14 protein-coding genes are annotated in these 14,984 nt (G+C 61.9%); 11 read left to right on the forward strand and 3 right to left on the reverse strand.

Annotation, left to right across the window (positions count from 1 at the left end; genetic code table 11):
- Positions 1-4: 4 nt before the first annotated feature.
- From ACA053_RS14460 to ACA053_RS14510, 11 genes are all read left to right on the forward strand, one after another.
- Positions 5-640: a response regulator transcription factor gene (locus ACA053_RS14460; RefSeq protein WP_109631233.1), complete on the forward strand. Its 636-nt coding sequence runs from the start codon at positions 5-7 to the stop codon at positions 638-640.
- Between the two features lie 76 nt (positions 641-716).
- Positions 717-1,805: an AI-2E family transporter gene (locus tag ACA053_RS14465; RefSeq protein ID WP_497318072.1), complete on the forward strand. Its 1,089-nt coding sequence runs from the start codon at positions 717-719 to the stop codon at positions 1,803-1,805.
- Positions 1,802-2,533 carry a hypothetical protein gene (locus ACA053_RS14470; protein WP_497318074.1) on the forward strand — a complete coding sequence of 244 codons (732 nt, stop codon included), beginning with the start codon at positions 1,802-1,804 and terminating at the stop codon, positions 2,531-2,533. Before ACA053_RS14465 ends, ACA053_RS14470 begins: the two co-directional genes overlap by 4 nt.
- Positions 2,534-2,554: 21 nt before the next feature.
- On the forward strand, positions 2,555-3,019 hold the full coding sequence (locus tag ACA053_RS14475) for a MaoC family dehydratase (RefSeq protein WP_497318076.1): 465 nt from the start codon (positions 2,555-2,557) through the stop codon (positions 3,017-3,019).
- A gap of 144 nt (positions 3,020-3,163) precedes the next feature.
- Complete coding sequence (locus ACA053_RS14480; RefSeq protein WP_497318242.1) at positions 3,164-4,306, forward strand: patatin-like phospholipase family protein; 1,143 nt, start codon at positions 3,164-3,166, stop codon at positions 4,304-4,306.
- Positions 4,307-4,374: 68 nt separating this feature from the next.
- Positions 4,375-5,664 (forward strand): NAD(P)/FAD-dependent oxidoreductase, encoded by a 1,290-nt coding sequence (locus ACA053_RS14485; protein ID WP_497396072.1) that lies wholly within the window; start codon positions 4,375-4,377, stop codon positions 5,662-5,664.
- 25 nt (positions 5,665-5,689) lie between these two features.
- The gene (locus tag ACA053_RS14490) at positions 5,690-6,244 is read left to right on the forward strand and encodes a helix-turn-helix domain-containing protein (RefSeq protein WP_497396074.1); all 555 of its coding nucleotides are present in this window, start codon (positions 5,690-5,692) and stop codon (positions 6,242-6,244) included.
- Between the two features lie 20 nt (positions 6,245-6,264).
- Positions 6,265-7,605, forward strand: coding sequence for a glutamine synthetase family protein (locus ACA053_RS14495; protein ID WP_497396076.1), 1,341 nt, complete (start codon positions 6,265-6,267; stop codon positions 7,603-7,605).
- Between the two features lie 334 nt (positions 7,606-7,939).
- Positions 7,940-10,501, forward strand: coding sequence for a nitrite reductase large subunit NirB (nirB, locus tag ACA053_RS14500; protein WP_497396078.1), 2,562 nt, complete (start codon positions 7,940-7,942; stop codon positions 10,499-10,501).
- Entirely contained in the window at positions 10,501-10,878 is a 378-nt protein-coding gene (gene nirD / locus ACA053_RS14505) for a nitrite reductase small subunit NirD (RefSeq protein ID WP_497318084.1), read from the forward strand. The genes nirB and nirD overlap by 1 nt, the downstream gene beginning before the upstream one ends.
- 27 nt (positions 10,879-10,905) lie before the next feature.
- On the forward strand, positions 10,906-11,346 hold the full coding sequence (locus tag ACA053_RS14510) for a CBS domain-containing protein (protein ID WP_109631260.1): 441 nt from the start codon (positions 10,906-10,908) through the stop codon (positions 11,344-11,346).
- A gap of 28 nt (positions 11,347-11,374) precedes the next feature.
- Here ACA053_RS14510 and ACA053_RS14515 read toward each other — a convergent pair whose 3' ends face one another.
- From ACA053_RS14515 to ACA053_RS14525, 3 genes are all read right to left on the reverse strand, one after another.
- On the reverse strand, positions 11,375-12,019 hold the full coding sequence (locus ACA053_RS14515) for an MliC family protein (RefSeq protein ID WP_497318086.1): 645 nt from the start codon (positions 12,017-12,019) through the stop codon (positions 11,375-11,377).
- A 104-nt stretch (positions 12,020-12,123) separates the two neighbouring features.
- A complete protein-coding gene (locus ACA053_RS14520) occupies positions 12,124-13,404 on the reverse strand; it encodes an NAD(P)/FAD-dependent oxidoreductase (protein WP_497396080.1) in 1,281 nt (426 codons plus the stop codon).
- Positions 13,397-14,980, reverse strand: a complete 1,584-nt coding sequence (locus ACA053_RS14525) for an aldehyde dehydrogenase (NADP(+)) (RefSeq protein ID WP_497396082.1) — start codon at positions 14,978-14,980, stop codon at positions 13,397-13,399. Before ACA053_RS14525 ends, ACA053_RS14520 begins: the two co-directional genes overlap by 8 nt.
- Positions 14,981-14,984: the final 4 nt, after the last annotated feature.

Here is a 14,984-nt window from a genome sequence, read left to right on the forward strand (position 1 = left end):
TTCAATGGCAGGTGTGACGGAGCACGTGGTGTATGTGGTCGACGATGACCAGGGCATGCTCGATTCAACGGTCTGGCTGCTGGAATCGGTCGGGCTCAAGGCCTTGCCGTTCACCAGCGGTGTGGAGTTTCTCAGTGCCTGCGATGCCACGCTCGATGCCTGCGTGCTGCTCGATGTGCGCATGCCCGGCATGGGCGGTTTGAACGTGCAGGAAGAAATGCGCGCTCGGGAGCTGAACCTGCCGATCATTTTCGTCAGCGGGCACGCCGATGTGCCAATCGTGGTGCGGGCGTTCAAGGCCGGCGCCCATGATTTCATCGAGAAACCCTACAACGAGCAGTTGTTGCTGGACAGCGTGCAGCAGGCGCTCAGCAACTGCGCCGCCAACCGTTCGGGCAATCACGGCCATGACGCCTTGCAGGCCCGCTTGCTGACACTGACCCCCCGCGAGCGCGATGTCTTGCTGCCGCTGGTGCAGGGTTACACCACCCGGGAAATCGCCGAGCAACTGGGCGTCAGCGCAAAAACCGTCGACCTGTATCGCTCGCGTGTGATGAAGCGCATGCAGGCCAATACGCTGCCGGACCTGGTGGGCATGGCCATTGCCGCCGGACTGGTCGATCCGCTGAAACTGCGTTGAGGCCTCGCGCCGGGTATTGAGCGTCTATGCTGGGCTAACCATCCCCACCGTTGCAGTGACCTGCAAGGAGGCATCCGTGGAGCCCACGCCCTTTTCCGAGAAAACGCTCGCACGCACGCTGCTCGATGTGCTGATTCGTGCCGGGTTGATCGCTGTCCTGGTGCTTTTTTGTTTCGAGATATTCAGCCCGTTTCGCGACCTGATGCTGTGGTCGCTGATCCTGGCGATCACCCTCTATCCGCTGCAAGAGCGACTCAGGGGGAGCCACAAACCAGGGCACGTGGCGACGCTGATCATTTTGATCGCCATTGTTATCCTGATGGTGCCGATCTACCTGCTGGGCACCTCGATTGCCGATTCGGTCGAGCGGGCGATGGAAGTCGTCAAGAGTGGCGGCTTTCATATTCCGCCACCGGCCCCGTCAGTCGCCAGTTGGCCGGTGGTCGGCCAGCCGCTCACTGATCTATGGATACAGGCCTCAACCAATCTGCCTGACCTGACGGAGAAGTACATACCGCAGATCAAACACGTCAGCCTGGGCCTGTTGGGCAAACTGGCCGGCGTCGGCATGGGTTTCCTGATGTTCATCGTGGCCTTGATCATCGCCGGAATCTTCATGGCCCATGGTGAAGGCGGCAGCCGCGCCGCCGTTCAGATTGCGTCAAGATTCAGCGGTCCAGTCAAGGGGCATAAAATCGCCGAACTGTGCACCGCGACCATCCGTGCGGTCGCACTGGGCGTGGTGGGTATCGCTTTTATCCAGATGCTGCTGGTCGGGCTCGGTTTTGTCTTCAAGGGCATCCCCGGTGCCGGCCTGTTGGCCTTGGCGGTGCTGCTGCTTGGCATCATGCAGTTGCCAGTGAGCCTGATTACGTTGCCAGTGATTGCCTTTGTCTTCGCCACGGAAGGCGCCAACACCGCGACCATTATTTTCGCCATCTATGTGTTCATCGCCGGCCTGGTGGACAACGTCCTCAAACCTTTACTGTTGGGGCGCGGTGTCGATGTGCCGATGCCGGTGGTGCTGATTGGCGCCTTGGGCGGCATGGTCACCAGCGGCATCATCGGGCTGTTCATCGGCCCGGTGGTGCTTGCCGTCGGCTATCAATTATTCTGGCAATGGGTGCAGGATCGACCGCCGGAAGGAGGAGGGCCGCCACTATGACTGCGCAGGACCAAGAACTGCTGGATCAGGTGCTGATCGCCCATGGTGGTCTGGAGCGCTGGAACAGCTTCAAAACCGTACGCGCCACGCTGGTGACCGGCGGTTCGCTCTGGGGCGCGAAAGGGCTGACCCAGGACAGCGCCCCTCGCCAGATGACCGTTTGGCTGCATGAACAGAAAGCCTCGGTAACGCCCTTCGGCGGCCCGGATAAACGGACCGCCTATACACCCGACAGAATCGCCATCGAAACCACGGACGGCACGGTGATCGCCGAGCGCCAGGCACCCCGGGAATCCTTCCGCGATCACGACGTAGACACCCCGTGGGACCCACTGCATCGCGCCTACTTCAACGGCTATGCACTCTGGTCCTACCTGACCATGCCTTTCCTGTTTGCCTTGCCCGGTGTGGTGACCGAAGAAATCGAGCCGTGGCAAGAAGGATCACAAGACTGGCGCCGCTTGCGGGTGCACTTCCCCGAGCACATCGCCACCCACTGCGCCGTACAGGATTTCTACTTCGGCGCAGACTTTTTGCTGCGTCGACACGACTACAACGTCGACGTCAGTGGCGCCATGCCGGCCGCCCAGTATGTGTCTGACTACATCGAAGCTGACGGGCTGCGCATGCCCGGCAAGCGGCGTGCCTACCGACGCGGGTGGGACGGCCAGGCCAACAAGGATGCGTTGCTGGTGGCCATCGACCTGAGCGAAATCGGCTATTCCTGATGCGACGCGGAGGGATCAATCATGACCGTACATGCCTGGGAAAAGCTCTACCTGGATGACCTGAGCCTGGGTCAGCAGTTCGAAAGCGACAGCCTGCGCGTCCATCGCGCCTCAATGCTGGCCTTCGCTCAGGAGTACGACCCGCAACCGTTTCACCTCGACCCTGAGGCCGCCGAGATGAGCCTGTTCCGTGGCCTGGCCGCCAGCGGCTGGAACACCGCTGCGTTGACCATGAAACTGCTGGTGGACAGCGTACCGTTGGCGGACGGCATCATCGGGTTAGGCATCGAACTGAGCTGGCCGACACCGACTTACCCCGATGACCTGTTGCACCTGCAATGCACCGTGCAGGCCATCGACCCGTCCAGCACCAAACCCGACCGGGGCGTGGTGACGATGTTCATGGAAACCCTCAATCAGAATGACAAGGTGGTGCAGCGAGCCACTGGCAAACTGTTGGTCTTCAGGAGACCGCCGCCTGACTGAAGAGTAGTTATAGGTTCCAGGGCACGCGCATGATGGCGCAGGCCAGATTTCACCAAGTCAGTCGAGTGCGCTCTGTCGATGGCAGGGACCGGAGGAGGCGTTGTGAAACCATTTCTGCCCAGGCCCAGCGCCTCAACGATGAACATGTTGCGTGAAGGTTGCCTGCAACGCCGTGACGCGGTGCCGCAAGAACTGACGGAACAAGCGGTCATCCCGGGCATCCCGAATGCGCGTTACTGGCTGGACCGGGACCTGACGTCGTTCATCCGGGATGCCAGCCTGGCCAATGATCGCGAGGTCGAGGCGCTCGCCGACACAGAGTTGCCCCCCGACGCGCTGCCACTGGCTTACTACCTGGCCATTTCGGGGGGCGGCGACGCCGGCACCTTTGCGGCGGGCATCATCGCCGGCTGGAGCTTGCATGGGAGCCGACCGCCTTTCAAAGTCGTCACTGGTATCAGCGCGGGCGCCCTGGTCGCACCGTTCGCTTACCTGGGGCCTGAGTACGACAACATCATTCTGGGAATCTGCAGCGCAATCGGTCCGAAAGATGTTTTCCATGCGCGAAGTGTGCTGACCCGCCTGGCCAGCGACGGCATCGCAGACAGCAAGCCGCTGGCGCGCCTCATTGCCAAGTACATCACCGCCGACGTGCTGGCGGCCATCGCCGCGCAATACGCCAAGGGACGGCTGCTGATGATCGGCACCACCGACCTCGATGCCGGGCGTCCCGTCACCTGGAACATGGGCGCGATTGCTTCCAGCGGAGCACCGGGCGCGCTGCACCTGTTTCGCAACATCATGATCGCCTCGATGAGCATTCCCGGCGCCGTTTCACCGGTCATGATCGATGTGGAGGTCGACGGCCAACAGTTTCAGGAAATGCACGTCGACGGAGGCGTCCTCACTCAAGTGTTCCTTTACCCGCCGGGCACGGTGATAGCGCTGAACAGCGTGGCCGGCGCGCGTATCCGCCAGGCCCGGCATTTCTACGTCATTCGCAACGGCAAACTGGAACCGCAGTGGGCCGGCACCAAGCGCCGCACCTTGAGCATCGGCGGCCGGGCCATCAGCACCTTGATCCAGACCCAGGGGATCAGCGACCTCAATCACATTTACCGGATCGCCCAGCAGGATGGCGCGGACTTCAATCTGGCGTACATCGGCGGCGATTTTATCTGTCCGCGCAATCAGAAATTCGATGGCGAGTACATGAAGCGTCTGTTCGATTACGCCTTCCAACTCAGCACGAAGGGCTATCCGTGGCATAAATCGCCGCACACCTGAGTTGTCCGAATGAAAATTATGCTGTAGTTTTTCATGAAATTATAAAAAGATAATTTCATGAGGCTTGTATGTTTCAGCAGTCCACGCAGCATGTCGCCAGCTATTACGCCCACAGTTGTGCCGATCGCCTGACCACCCGGCCAGCGCTTGCCGGTGAGCAAACCACCGAGATCGTCATCATCGGTGCCGGCTTCAGCGGCCTGCATACCGCGCTGCGCCTGGCCTTGGCCGGCAAACGCGTGACGCTGCTGGAAGCCAGTCGCGTGGCGTGGGCCGCGTCGGGGCGCAATGGCGGGCAGGCGATTCTCGGCTGGTCGTGCGACATGCCGCCTCTGGAAGCGGCGCTGGGCTACGAACGGGCGCGACGGTTGTGGGACGGCATGCGCTGGGCTGCGCAAGAGCTGCGTGAATTGCCGGCTCGCCATGGCTTCGACTGTGATTATCGCGCTGGCCATTTGTGGACATCGGTGATGCCCCGTCGGGTCGGTCTGCTCACCGAGTGGCAGCGCGAAGCCAGTCACAAGTGGGGCCACGATGGCTTGCAGTTCATCCATCGTGAGCAACTACCGGAGTGGGTGGCCAGCGAGCGCTATCAGGCCGGACTCTATGACCCCGAGGGTGGGCATCTTAATCCGTTGAAACTGGCCCTCGGCCTGGCCACCGCCATCGAACATGCGGGCGGGCGTATCCATGAACAAAGCAAGGCGTTGAGTTACCGAGAGGAGGGCGGTCAGTTCCGGGTGAACACCGAACACGGGTCGATTCGCGCGGATGTGCTGGTGCTGGCCAGCAATGCCTATCTCGATCGGCTCGACCCACAGTTGGCCAGTTGCGTGTTGCCGGTGGGCACTTATCAAGTCGCCACCGCACCGCTGACAGCCGAGCAGGCCACGGCGCTGTTGCCGAGCAATGTCTGCGTCACCGACAACCAGTTCGTTCTCGACTATTTCCGTCGTACGCCGGACAACCGCTTGCTGTTCGGCGGCGGCTGCACTTACCTGGGCGGCATGCCCAAGGACATTGCCGGTGCGACCCGGCCATTTCTGGAACGGGTTTTCCCACAGCTCAAAGGTGTCGAGCTGGAATTCGCCTGGGGCGGGCATATCGACCTGACGCTTAAACGCACGCCGGACATTGGCCGTTGGGGTGATCGCTACTGGCTTCAGGGTTACTCCGGGCATGGCGTACTGCCGACGCTGGCCGCCGCCCGCGCCGTGTCCGACGCGATTCTCGGCCAGAGCGATGAACTGACGTTGTATCAGGGCTTGAGTAACCCCAGCTTCCCCGGCGGTAAATACCTGGCCGCGCCGCTGGAAGCCATCGGCAAGGCGTGGTATCGACTGCGCGACAGCATCTGATGAATCACTTGGCGGAATTCCGGGCATGAACAAGCAAGAAGAAATCGCTGCGCTGGCAATCCTTATTCACGACCTGCGCAAACACAAGAAATACACCTTGAAGGACCTGGCCGACCAGATCGGTCGTTCCGTCGGCTTTCTGTCACAGGTCGAACGCGGCCTGTCACGGCCCACCGTGGCCGACCTGACGGCGATCAGCGAAACCCTGGGCGTGCCGACCACTTACTTCTACAGCCTGCCCAAACCCAAGGAACTGCCGTGGGTCACCCGGCCGGATGAACGCCGTACGCTGTATTACGCCAATGGCATCACCGACATTCTGGTGTCGCCGAAAATGCGGGCTTCATTTTCCATGCTCGAAAGTCACCTCGAAACCGGCGCCAGCAGTGGCGAGCGGCACTTGAGTGACAGCTCGGAGCAGGGCGGATACGTGCTCGAAGGCGAGTTGACGCTGTGGCTGGGCGATGACGAGGCTGTCACTTTGCAGGCCGGCGACAGTTTTCAATTCGACAGCCATACCCGTTGCCGCTACGGCAACCTCACCGAGCAGCTCACGCGAGTGCTCTGGGTCTACACCTGACAACCACAATAGGACCAACCATGATGGACGCTGATCTGCTGGCCGAGGTGCGCGCCTTTCGCCAACGCCACCCTGATGTACGTTATGTCGACCTGATTTCCCTGGACATTCCGGGGCACTTCTACGGCAAGCGCTATCCCGTTGAAATGCTGGAAAAGGTCGCGGCCGGCAGCGCGCTGAAGCTGCCGCAAAACTGCGTGCTGCTGGGTGTACAAGGTGGATTGTTCAAGATTGGCGACTACTGCTTTAACGACGGCGACCCGGATGCGCTGCGCCGCCTGGTGCCGGGCACACTCAAACCGGTGAGCTGGGAAGCGCAACCGCTGGGGCAAATGCTGATCACCTCGGACGGCACCGAGCAACCGATCGTGTTCGAACCGCGCCAGGTGCTGGCGCAGGTGTTGGACCGGCTCGCCGGCAAGGGCATTCATCCGGTGGTGGCATTCGAACTCGAGTTCTATCTGTTCGATAAAAAGCTGCGCGACGGGCTGCCGCAGTTTCCCCGGGATGACCTGACCGACGATGCCGACGATCAACCGAACATGCACATCGAGCGCCTGTCGCGCTTTGCGCCGGTGCTTGATGACATGGTCGAGACGTCGCAGGCGCAAGGCATCGACACCACGGTGATCACCGCCGAACTCGGCCCGGGCCAGTTCGAAATCAATTTCGGCCATCTCGATGATGGTTTGCGCGCGGCGGACTGGGCGGCGTTGTTTTGTCGCAGCACCCGGGGCGTGTCCCTGAAACACGGCTACCGCGCCAGTTTCATGGCCAAGCCTTACTTGCAGCACCCGGGCAGCGGCATGCATGTGCACGTCAGCCTTTACGACGCAGCCGGCAACAACATCCTCGCCGCGAATCAGCAGCAATCTCTGCGTCATGCCGTGGCAGGCTGTCTGGAATTGCTGCCGCATTGCATGCCGATCTTCGCACCGAACCAGAATGCTTTTCGTCGTCTGGGCGGCACGACTAACATCGCCACGCGGGCGAGCTGGGGCTTCGAGGATCGTGATGCGTGCCTGCGCATTCCGGAATCCGATGCGAAAAACCTGCGCATCGAACATCGCCTGTCGGGTGCCGATGCCAACCCGTATCTGGTGCTGGCGGCGATTCTGGTGGGACTCGAGCATGGCCTGGAAGCGGGCAACGAACCGATCCTGCCGCTCAACGAAGACCGCAGCAGCGGGGTCGACTTTCCGCTGGAGATGCTCGAAGCGGTGCGCGCCATGCAGCATCAACCGCAGCTGCGCGAAGGGCTGGGTGCGGAGTTCGTCGACGTGTATTGCGAGAACAAGCGCCAGGATCATCTGGCGTTCATGCAGGAGATCAGTGCCCGGGAGTATCGCTGGTATCTGTAATGCACTTTTATAAAGCTTTCGTGGTGCGTCATGCACTACGCCAAGGCAGAAACGGCAGAACCGATCCCTGACAAACCCCGGCGCAAGCCTTAAAACACTGATATTCAGCGCTTGGCACAATCGCTGCATTACATCGATCAGGCCCACCGTAAACGCAGTCGAGTGGGCAGCCCCCTCGGTCAACGACGATCGATTCGTGGGCAACATCGGTGGGTCAGGCATAGACGTCTGGTTTCAACACCGCAAAAGAACAGGCAAAGACGCCTGGAACCGCAAGGTTTCAGGCGTTTTTTTTTGCTTTTTGAACCGTGATGGGCTTAGCCGGGTGCTTCTTATGAATTCCAATGTGGCCGCGTTGAACAAGCTGCAAACGCTGATCGTGATCGGTAACGGCATGGTCGGACACCATTGTGTCGAACAGCTGATCGAGCGCGGGGCGCTTGATCACTATCGGCTGCACGTCTTCAGCGAGGAGCCGATGCGTGCCTACGACCGCGTGCACCTTTCCGAATACTTCACCGGCCGTGATGCCGAATCGCTCGCCTTGGGCGAAGCTTCGCTGTACCAGACCCCGGGCGTCACCTTGCATTTGGGTGTGCCGGTCCTGGAAATCGACCGCGCCCAACGCCAACTGATCACCGCCCAAGGCTGCGTCGCTTACGACAAACTGGTCCTGGCCACCGGGTCCTACCCATTTGTGCCGCCAATCGAAGGCGCCGAGGGCGATTCGCGCCTGGTGTACCGCACCCTTGAAGACCTCGATGCGATCCGTGCCGCTGCGTCCAATGCCCGACGCGGCGTGGTCGTCGGCGGTGGCTTGCTCGGGCTGGAAGCCGCCAATGCCCTGAAAAGCCTGGGCCTGGAAGCCCATGTGGTGGAATTCGCCCCGCGCTTGATGCCGGTGCAGCTGGACGAGCAGGGCGGTCGTGCGCTCAAGGCACAGATCGAACGCCTCGGCGTCGGTGTGCACCTGTCACGCGGCACTCAATCGATCAGCGCCGGTGAGGAATACCGCTATCGGATGAATTTCGCCAATGACGAATTCCTTGAAACCGACCTGATCGTGTTTTCCGCCGGTATCCGCGCCCAAGACACCTTGGCCCGCCAGAGCTCGCTGGAAGTCGGCCCGCGTGGCGGTGTGGTGATTGACAACCAATGCCTGACCAGCGATCCGCACATCTACGCCATCGGCGAGTGCGCCGCGTGGAACGGCAGCATCTTTGGCCTGGTCGCCCCGGGTTACCAGATGGCCCGCGGTGTTGCTGCACTGTTGTGCAACGAAGCCGCCGAGCCGTTCATGGGTGCGGACATGTCGACCAAGCTCAAGCTGCTGGGCGTCGACGTCGGCTCCATCGGCGATGCGCACGGCAGCACACCGGGCTCGCGCAGTTATCAGTTCATCGACGAAACCACCGCCAGCTACCGCCGCCTGGTGGTGGATGCGACCGGCAAACATGTGCTTGGCGCGGTGCTGGTCGGTGACAACAGCTATTACGACACGCTGCTGCAATACATGCAGAACGCGATCGCACTGCCGGCGGAACCTGCGAGCCTGATTCTGCCGTCGTCCGAAGGCGCGCCAACCCTGGGCCCGGGCGCATTGCCTGAGTCGGCCACGGTGTGCTCGTGCCACAACGTCACCAAGGGTTCCATCTGCTCGGCCATCGACGGTGGCTGCACCGACCTCGGCCTGCTCAAGTCGCAAACCAAGGCCTGCACCGGATGCGGCGGTTGTGCCGGGTTGCTCAAGCAAGTGTTCGAGCATGAGCTGATCGCCCGTGGCGTCAGCGTCGACAAGAGCCTGTGCGAACACTTTGCCTACACCCGTCAGGAGCTTTATGCGCTGGTACGGGTTGAAGGCGTCATCACCTTCGAAGAACTGCTTGCCAAGCATGGCCGCGGTCACACCGGTTGCGACGTGTGCAAGCCGGCGGTGGGCTCGATCCTCGCGTCGTGCTGGAACCAGCCGATCATGGACGCCTCACTGGTGCCGTTGCAGGACACCAACGATACGTTCATGGCCAACATGCAGAAAAACGGCACCTATTCGGTGGTGCCGCGCATCCCCGGTGGCGAGATCACCGCCGACAAACTGATCGCCATCGGCGTGGTGGCGAAGAAATACGACCTCTACACCAAAATCACTGGCGGCCAGCGCATCGACCTGTTTGGCGCGCAGTTGCACGAGTTGCCGGACATCTGGGCCGAGCTGATTGAAGCGGGCTTCGAAACCGGGCATGCCTACGGTAAATCGACTCGCACGGTGAAGTCTTGCGTCGGCAGCACCTGGTGCCGTTACGGCGTGCAGGACAGCGTGCAAATGGCGCTGACCATCGAGGATCGCTACAAAGGCCTGCGCTCGCCGCACAAGCTCAAGTTCGCGGTGTCCGGTTGCACCCGGGAATGCGCCGAAGCCCAGAGCAAAGACGTCGGCGTGATCGCCACCGAGAAAGGCTGGAACCTTTACATCGCCGGCAACGGCGGCATGCGCCCGCGTCACGCCGAGCTGTTTGCCACTGACCTGGACGATGAAACCCTGATCCGCTACATCGACCGCTTCCTGATGTTCTACATCCGCACCGCCGACAAATTGCAGCGTACTTCGGTATGGCGTGAAAGCCTGGAAGGCGGCCTCGACTTCCTCAAGGACGTGATCATCCACGACAGCCTTGGCCTGGGTGAAGAGCTCGAATCGCAGATGCAGTTGGTGGTCGACCGTTATGAATGCGAGTGGGCCAACGCCCTCAAGGACCCGGAAAAACTCAAGCGTTTCCGCACCTTCGTTAACGATAAACGCCCGGACCCGGACATCCACTTTGTCCAGGAACGCGGCCAGCGGCGCCCGATTATGGCCGCCGAACTCAACCTTATCCCTGTCACCGAGGAGATTGCCTGATGAGCCAGCCCACTACCCGCCGCATCGCTTCCCTGGAAACCGCCGACGCCTGGCAAACCGTGTGCGAACAACAGGACCTGGTCAGCAACTCCGGCGTGGTCGTGTGGCTCGACGGCGCGCAAGTGGCGCTGTTCTACCTGCCAGGCGCTGAGGGCAAGACCCTTTTCGCCATCGACAACCATGACCCGCAATCCGGGGCGAATGTCATCGGCCGCGGCCTGATTGGCAGCATCAAGGGTGATCTGGTGGTTGCGTCGCCGATCTACAAACAGCATTTCCGGCTTGAGGACGGCAGTTGCCTGGAGTACCCGCAACAGCGTTTGCGGGTCTGGCCAGTGCGGTTGAACGGCGGGGTGGTGGAAGTCGGGGTGGTTTGACGGTCATTAACGGCATTGGAGGCATGTATGAAAACAGCCGCACAGCTGCTCAAACTCAAGGTCGTGCAAAACCGTCAGGTGCACAGCATCGCGCCTGACGAGATGGTGCTGGACGCCTTGAAGCTCATGGCCGAAAAGAACGTCGGGGCACTTCCCGTCATCGAGAAAGGCCAGGTGGTCGGGGTGATCAGCGAGCGCGATTACGCCCGCAAGGTCGTGTTGCAGGGGCGTTCTTCCGTGGGCACGCCGGTGCGTGACATCATGAGCGCGCCGGTGGTGACGGCGCCGAGTCAGCAGAGCATCGAGCGCTGCATGGAAGTCATGACCGACAGCCATCTGCGTCATTTGCCGGTGGTGGACGACGGTGAACTGATCGGCCTGTTGTCGATTGGCGATCTGGTCAAGGAAGCCATCGTCGAGCAGGCCGATCTGATTCGGCAGCTGGAGCATTACATTCGCGGGCATTGAGACGGTGGGTGGTCTTGCGCCAAGGCCATCAGCCGACCGGCTCGACGGTGCAACTCATTTCCCGTGAGCCTGGTTTCTGGAAAAGCACCACGCCGCCGTCCTGCCAGAAACTGTAGTTACCCTGGTAATCCTTGCCGGTATAGCGGGTGCCTGATTCGCTCGGTACCTGGTTCAGGGTGATCGCGGTGTTGGCCCATTTCAGGTACACGACACCCGGTTGTGTGCTGAAGAAGGTGGCGGCAATCAGCGCGTTTAACCCTGCGCAACGATACGCCAGGGGGCCTTCGGTGAGTCGGTCCGGATCCTTGGTTCGGACAATGGCCGAGCCTTGGCGCAGCAGGTGCGCGCGCTCGGCATAACTTCGGATGATGCAGGCTTTTTGCTCCGGTCCCGAGGCACACTCGTTGCGGGCCGCGATCCAGAACTGCTGGTCGATGATGATGCTGTCCGGGGGCGGCACTGAGCGTTGATCCGTGAGTGCCAATCGATAAAGGCGCGTCAGTTCATTGTCCATCTGCATCAGTTGCGGATCGCGACAGATCAGCTTTTCGACGGAGGCTTTTGCCTGGGTGCAGTCGATGCCGGGAGGGGGGGCTGCATTGGCGCAGGTGCTCACCGCCGCGCACACGCTGGCAGCGAGCAGACAGGTGAAAAGGGCCGTGACCGTTTTCATGTTGGCTTCACCCAGATCATTGCTTGATGCCCGGATTGCCGTGGGTGTACGCAGTGTAAGTCAGTGCTCAAAACTTGCCACACCCGCCCGGCGGCGGGTGTGTCTCAGAATCGATCCAGACGGTACGGATCAATGGCTGGTAACCCATCGGCAGCGGTCGCCGGCGAAGCCAGTTGCGCGATGAGTTCGGCAGTGACCGCGGCCTGCGTCAGGCCCAGGTGCTGGTGACCGAAGGCGAGCAGCACCTTGCCGTCGCACACCCGGTCGATGATCGGCAGGGAGTCCGGCAAGGAGGGGCGAAAGCCCATCCACGGCGTGGCAGCCTCGGCGTTCAAATCGCGCTTGAACAGGCCGTCACTCAACCGGTGCAACTGCCAGGCGCGTTCCATCACCGCAGGCCGGTCAAGGCCGGCGAACTCGACGGTGCCAGCCAATCGCAGTCCATCGGCCATCGGGGTCATGATGAACTTGCGCTCCAGCGAGGTGACGGCGAACGGCAACCGCCCGTGTTCATGGGGCAACATCAGGTGATAGCCGCGCTCGGTATCCAACGGTACCTTTTTGCCGGTCAGGGCTGCCGTCAGCTTCGCGGAGTGCGCACCGCAAGCGATCAGGGTCTGGCGGGCGGTCAAACGGCCCTGGTCGGTGATGAGAGAGACGCCGTTCTCCTGCAGGTTTGCGCCCAGAACCTGCTGCTTGAGGAAATGCACGCCGCCGGCCTTGGCGGCATGGACCAGTTCGCAAACCACCCGGTAAGGGTCGAGAAAATGCCCGGTGCGCGGAAAGAACAGCCCGCCCTGAATCCCCTCGCTGAGTTGTGGCGCTGCCTCGCGAACGGCGTTGGTGTCCCAAAAGTCGACCGGCACCTGTTGATGACGCATCCGTGCCTCTAGCGCTTCGATCGCCTGACGCGAATCGGCGCGCTCGAACACCAACAACGAGCCGTCCTCACGCAGCAGGTCGGGGCGAGCAATGTCCCCCAGCAGGCGGTGCCAGGCGCCAAGGCTGTTTTCATTGAGCGCACGGATACCGGCCACGGTCCGCTGGAAGGGAGCCGGGCGCAGATTCAGCAACAGGCGCGTGAACCAGGGCAGGGCGCGCGGCAGGTATTTCCAGTCCAGGCGCAGCGGGCCCATCGGGTCCATGAGCATGCCGGGCAGGCGCTTGAGGATGGACAGGTCGGCGATTGGAAACACCTGTTCGGTCGCCAGATGCCCGGCATTGCCGAACGAGGCGCCCCGGCCGGGGTCCTGCTGGTCGATGACCACCACTCGCAGACCCTGGCGTGCCAGTCGCAGGGCGCAGGCGACGCCGATGATGCCGGCGCCGACCACGGCGACATCCGCGTTGTCGTGCGGGTTGTTTGCAGCGGGGGAGTCAGACATTTTCAGGGGTTTCCCTCTGGCCATCGAGCAGGCGACGCAACTGCAATGGATTGCTGTGCTTGAGCGCCGTAGGCAGCAAGGCATCCGGGAAATCCTGATAACAGACCGGCCGCAGGAACCGCAGGATGGCCGCCGTACCGACCGAGGTCGTGCGCGAGTCGGAGGTGGCCGGGAAGGGACCGCCGTGGACCATGGCGTCGCACACCTCGACACCGGTTGGCCAGCCGTTGACCAGCAGGCGACCGGCCTTGCGTTCCAGTGCAGGCAATAACGCTTGGGCGCTTGGCAGATCGGCGTCATCCAGGTGCAGGGTGGCGGTCAGCTGACCTTCAAGGTGTTCGATGACCTGGCGGATTTGGTGGTCGTCGGCACATTGCACGATCAGCGATGCGGCACCGAACATTTCTGCCTGCAACATCGTGTCGGCAAGGAAATCCTGTGCCTGAGTGACGAACAGATGGGCCTGGCACTGGTTCGGCGTTTCACCCTCAAGGCCGTTGGCGGACGCCTCGACACGTTGAAGCATCGAACCGACGCCTGCCTCATAAGCATTGAAGATCCCGGGCGTGAGCATGGTCTGCGCGGGGCTGCGCCGGACGAGGTCCGCCGCCGCGTTGATGAAACGATCAAGGGCCGGACCTTGACGGGCAATCACCAGGCCGGGGTTGGTGCAGAACTGTCCAGCGCCTTGGGTCAGGGAGGCGACAAACCCTTGGGCCAACGCTTCGGCGCGGGATTCCAGGGCAGTCGGGAACAGCAACACCGGGTTTATCGAGCTCATTTCCGCGTACACCGGAATGGGTTCGGGACGTGCCTGGGCCGCCTGGCACAACGCGATGCCGCCACTGCGCGAACCGGTGAAACCTACAGCCTTGATACGCGGGTCCGTGACCAGAGCGATACCCACTTCGCGGCCAGAACCGAACAGCAGCGAGAACACGCCTTCGTGCAGTTCACATTTCGCCACGGCCCGGGTCACCGCGCGGCCCACCAGTTCGCTGGTGCCGGGGTGAGCGCCATGGGCTTTGACGATCACCGGACAACCGGCGGCCAATGCCGACGCGGTGTCACCGCCAGCGACCGAAAACGCCAGCGGAAAATTGCTCGCGCCGAACACGGCCACCGGCCCCAGCGGCACCTGCCGCTGACGCAGGTCCGGGCGCGGCAGGGGTTGGCGTTCAGGCAGCGCTGTGTCGACCCGAACATCCAGCCATTCGCCGGCCCGCACTGTACGGGCAAAGGTGCGCAGTTGCTGGCAGGAGCGGCCACGCTCACCCTGGATCCGTGGGCGCGGCAGGCCTGTCTCGGCGACAGCCCGCTCGATCAGCTCATCGCCCAGGGCTTCGATCTCATCGGCAATCGCTTCGAGGAACTGCGCGCGTGCTGCCAGTGATGTTTCGCGATAGCTGTCGAAGGCTGAACTCGCCAGAGCGCAGGCTTGTTCGACATGCTCGTGGGTACCACCGGGATAGGCCGGTTCGAGCGGTTTGTCGGTGGCGGGATTGATCGCCCGGATCGCTTCGCGAGTGCCGGTAATGGCGTGCTGACCAATCAGCATCTGGCCTGTCAGAGTCATGGCG

The organism is Pseudomonas sp. LBUM1672 (assembly GCF_059695655.1).

Bases quoted from the DNA above. Each gene is read 5' to 3' on its own strand.
- ACA053_RS14460 (WP_109631233.1), top strand. From the start codon at position 5: ATGGCAGGTGTGACGGAGCACGTGGTGTATGTGGTCGACGATGACCAG.
- ACA053_RS14470 (WP_497318074.1), top strand. From the start codon at position 1,802: ATGACTGCGCAGGACCAAGAACTGCTGGATCAGGTGCTGATCGCCCAT.
- ACA053_RS14475 (WP_497318076.1), top strand. From the start codon at position 2,555: ATGACCGTACATGCCTGGGAAAAGCTCTACCTGGATGACCTGAGCCTG.
- ACA053_RS14480 (WP_497318242.1), top strand. From the start codon at position 3,164: ATGTTGCGTGAAGGTTGCCTGCAACGCCGTGACGCGGTGCCGCAAGAA.
- ACA053_RS14485 (WP_497396072.1), top strand. From the start codon at position 4,375: ATGTTTCAGCAGTCCACGCAGCATGTCGCCAGCTATTACGCCCACAGT.
- ACA053_RS14490 (WP_497396074.1), top strand. From the start codon at position 5,690: ATGAACAAGCAAGAAGAAATCGCTGCGCTGGCAATCCTTATTCACGAC.
- ACA053_RS14495 (WP_497396076.1), top strand. From the start codon at position 6,265: ATGATGGACGCTGATCTGCTGGCCGAGGTGCGCGCCTTTCGCCAACGC.
- nirB (WP_497396078.1), top strand. From the start codon at position 7,940: ATGAATTCCAATGTGGCCGCGTTGAACAAGCTGCAAACGCTGATCGTG.
- nirD (WP_497318084.1), top strand. From the start codon at position 10,501: ATGAGCCAGCCCACTACCCGCCGCATCGCTTCCCTGGAAACCGCCGAC.
- ACA053_RS14510 (WP_109631260.1), top strand. From the start codon at position 10,906: ATGAAAACAGCCGCACAGCTGCTCAAACTCAAGGTCGTGCAAAACCGT.
- ACA053_RS14515 (WP_497318086.1), bottom strand. From the start codon at position 12,019: ATGAAAACGGTCACGGCCCTTTTCACCTGTCTGCTCGCTGCCAGCGTG.
- ACA053_RS14520 (WP_497396080.1), bottom strand. From the start codon at position 13,404: ATGTCTGACTCCCCCGCTGCAAACAACCCGCACGACAACGCGGATGTC.
- ACA053_RS14525 (WP_497396082.1), bottom strand. From the start codon at position 14,980: ATGACTCTGACAGGCCAGATGCTGATTGGTCAGCACGCCATTACCGGC.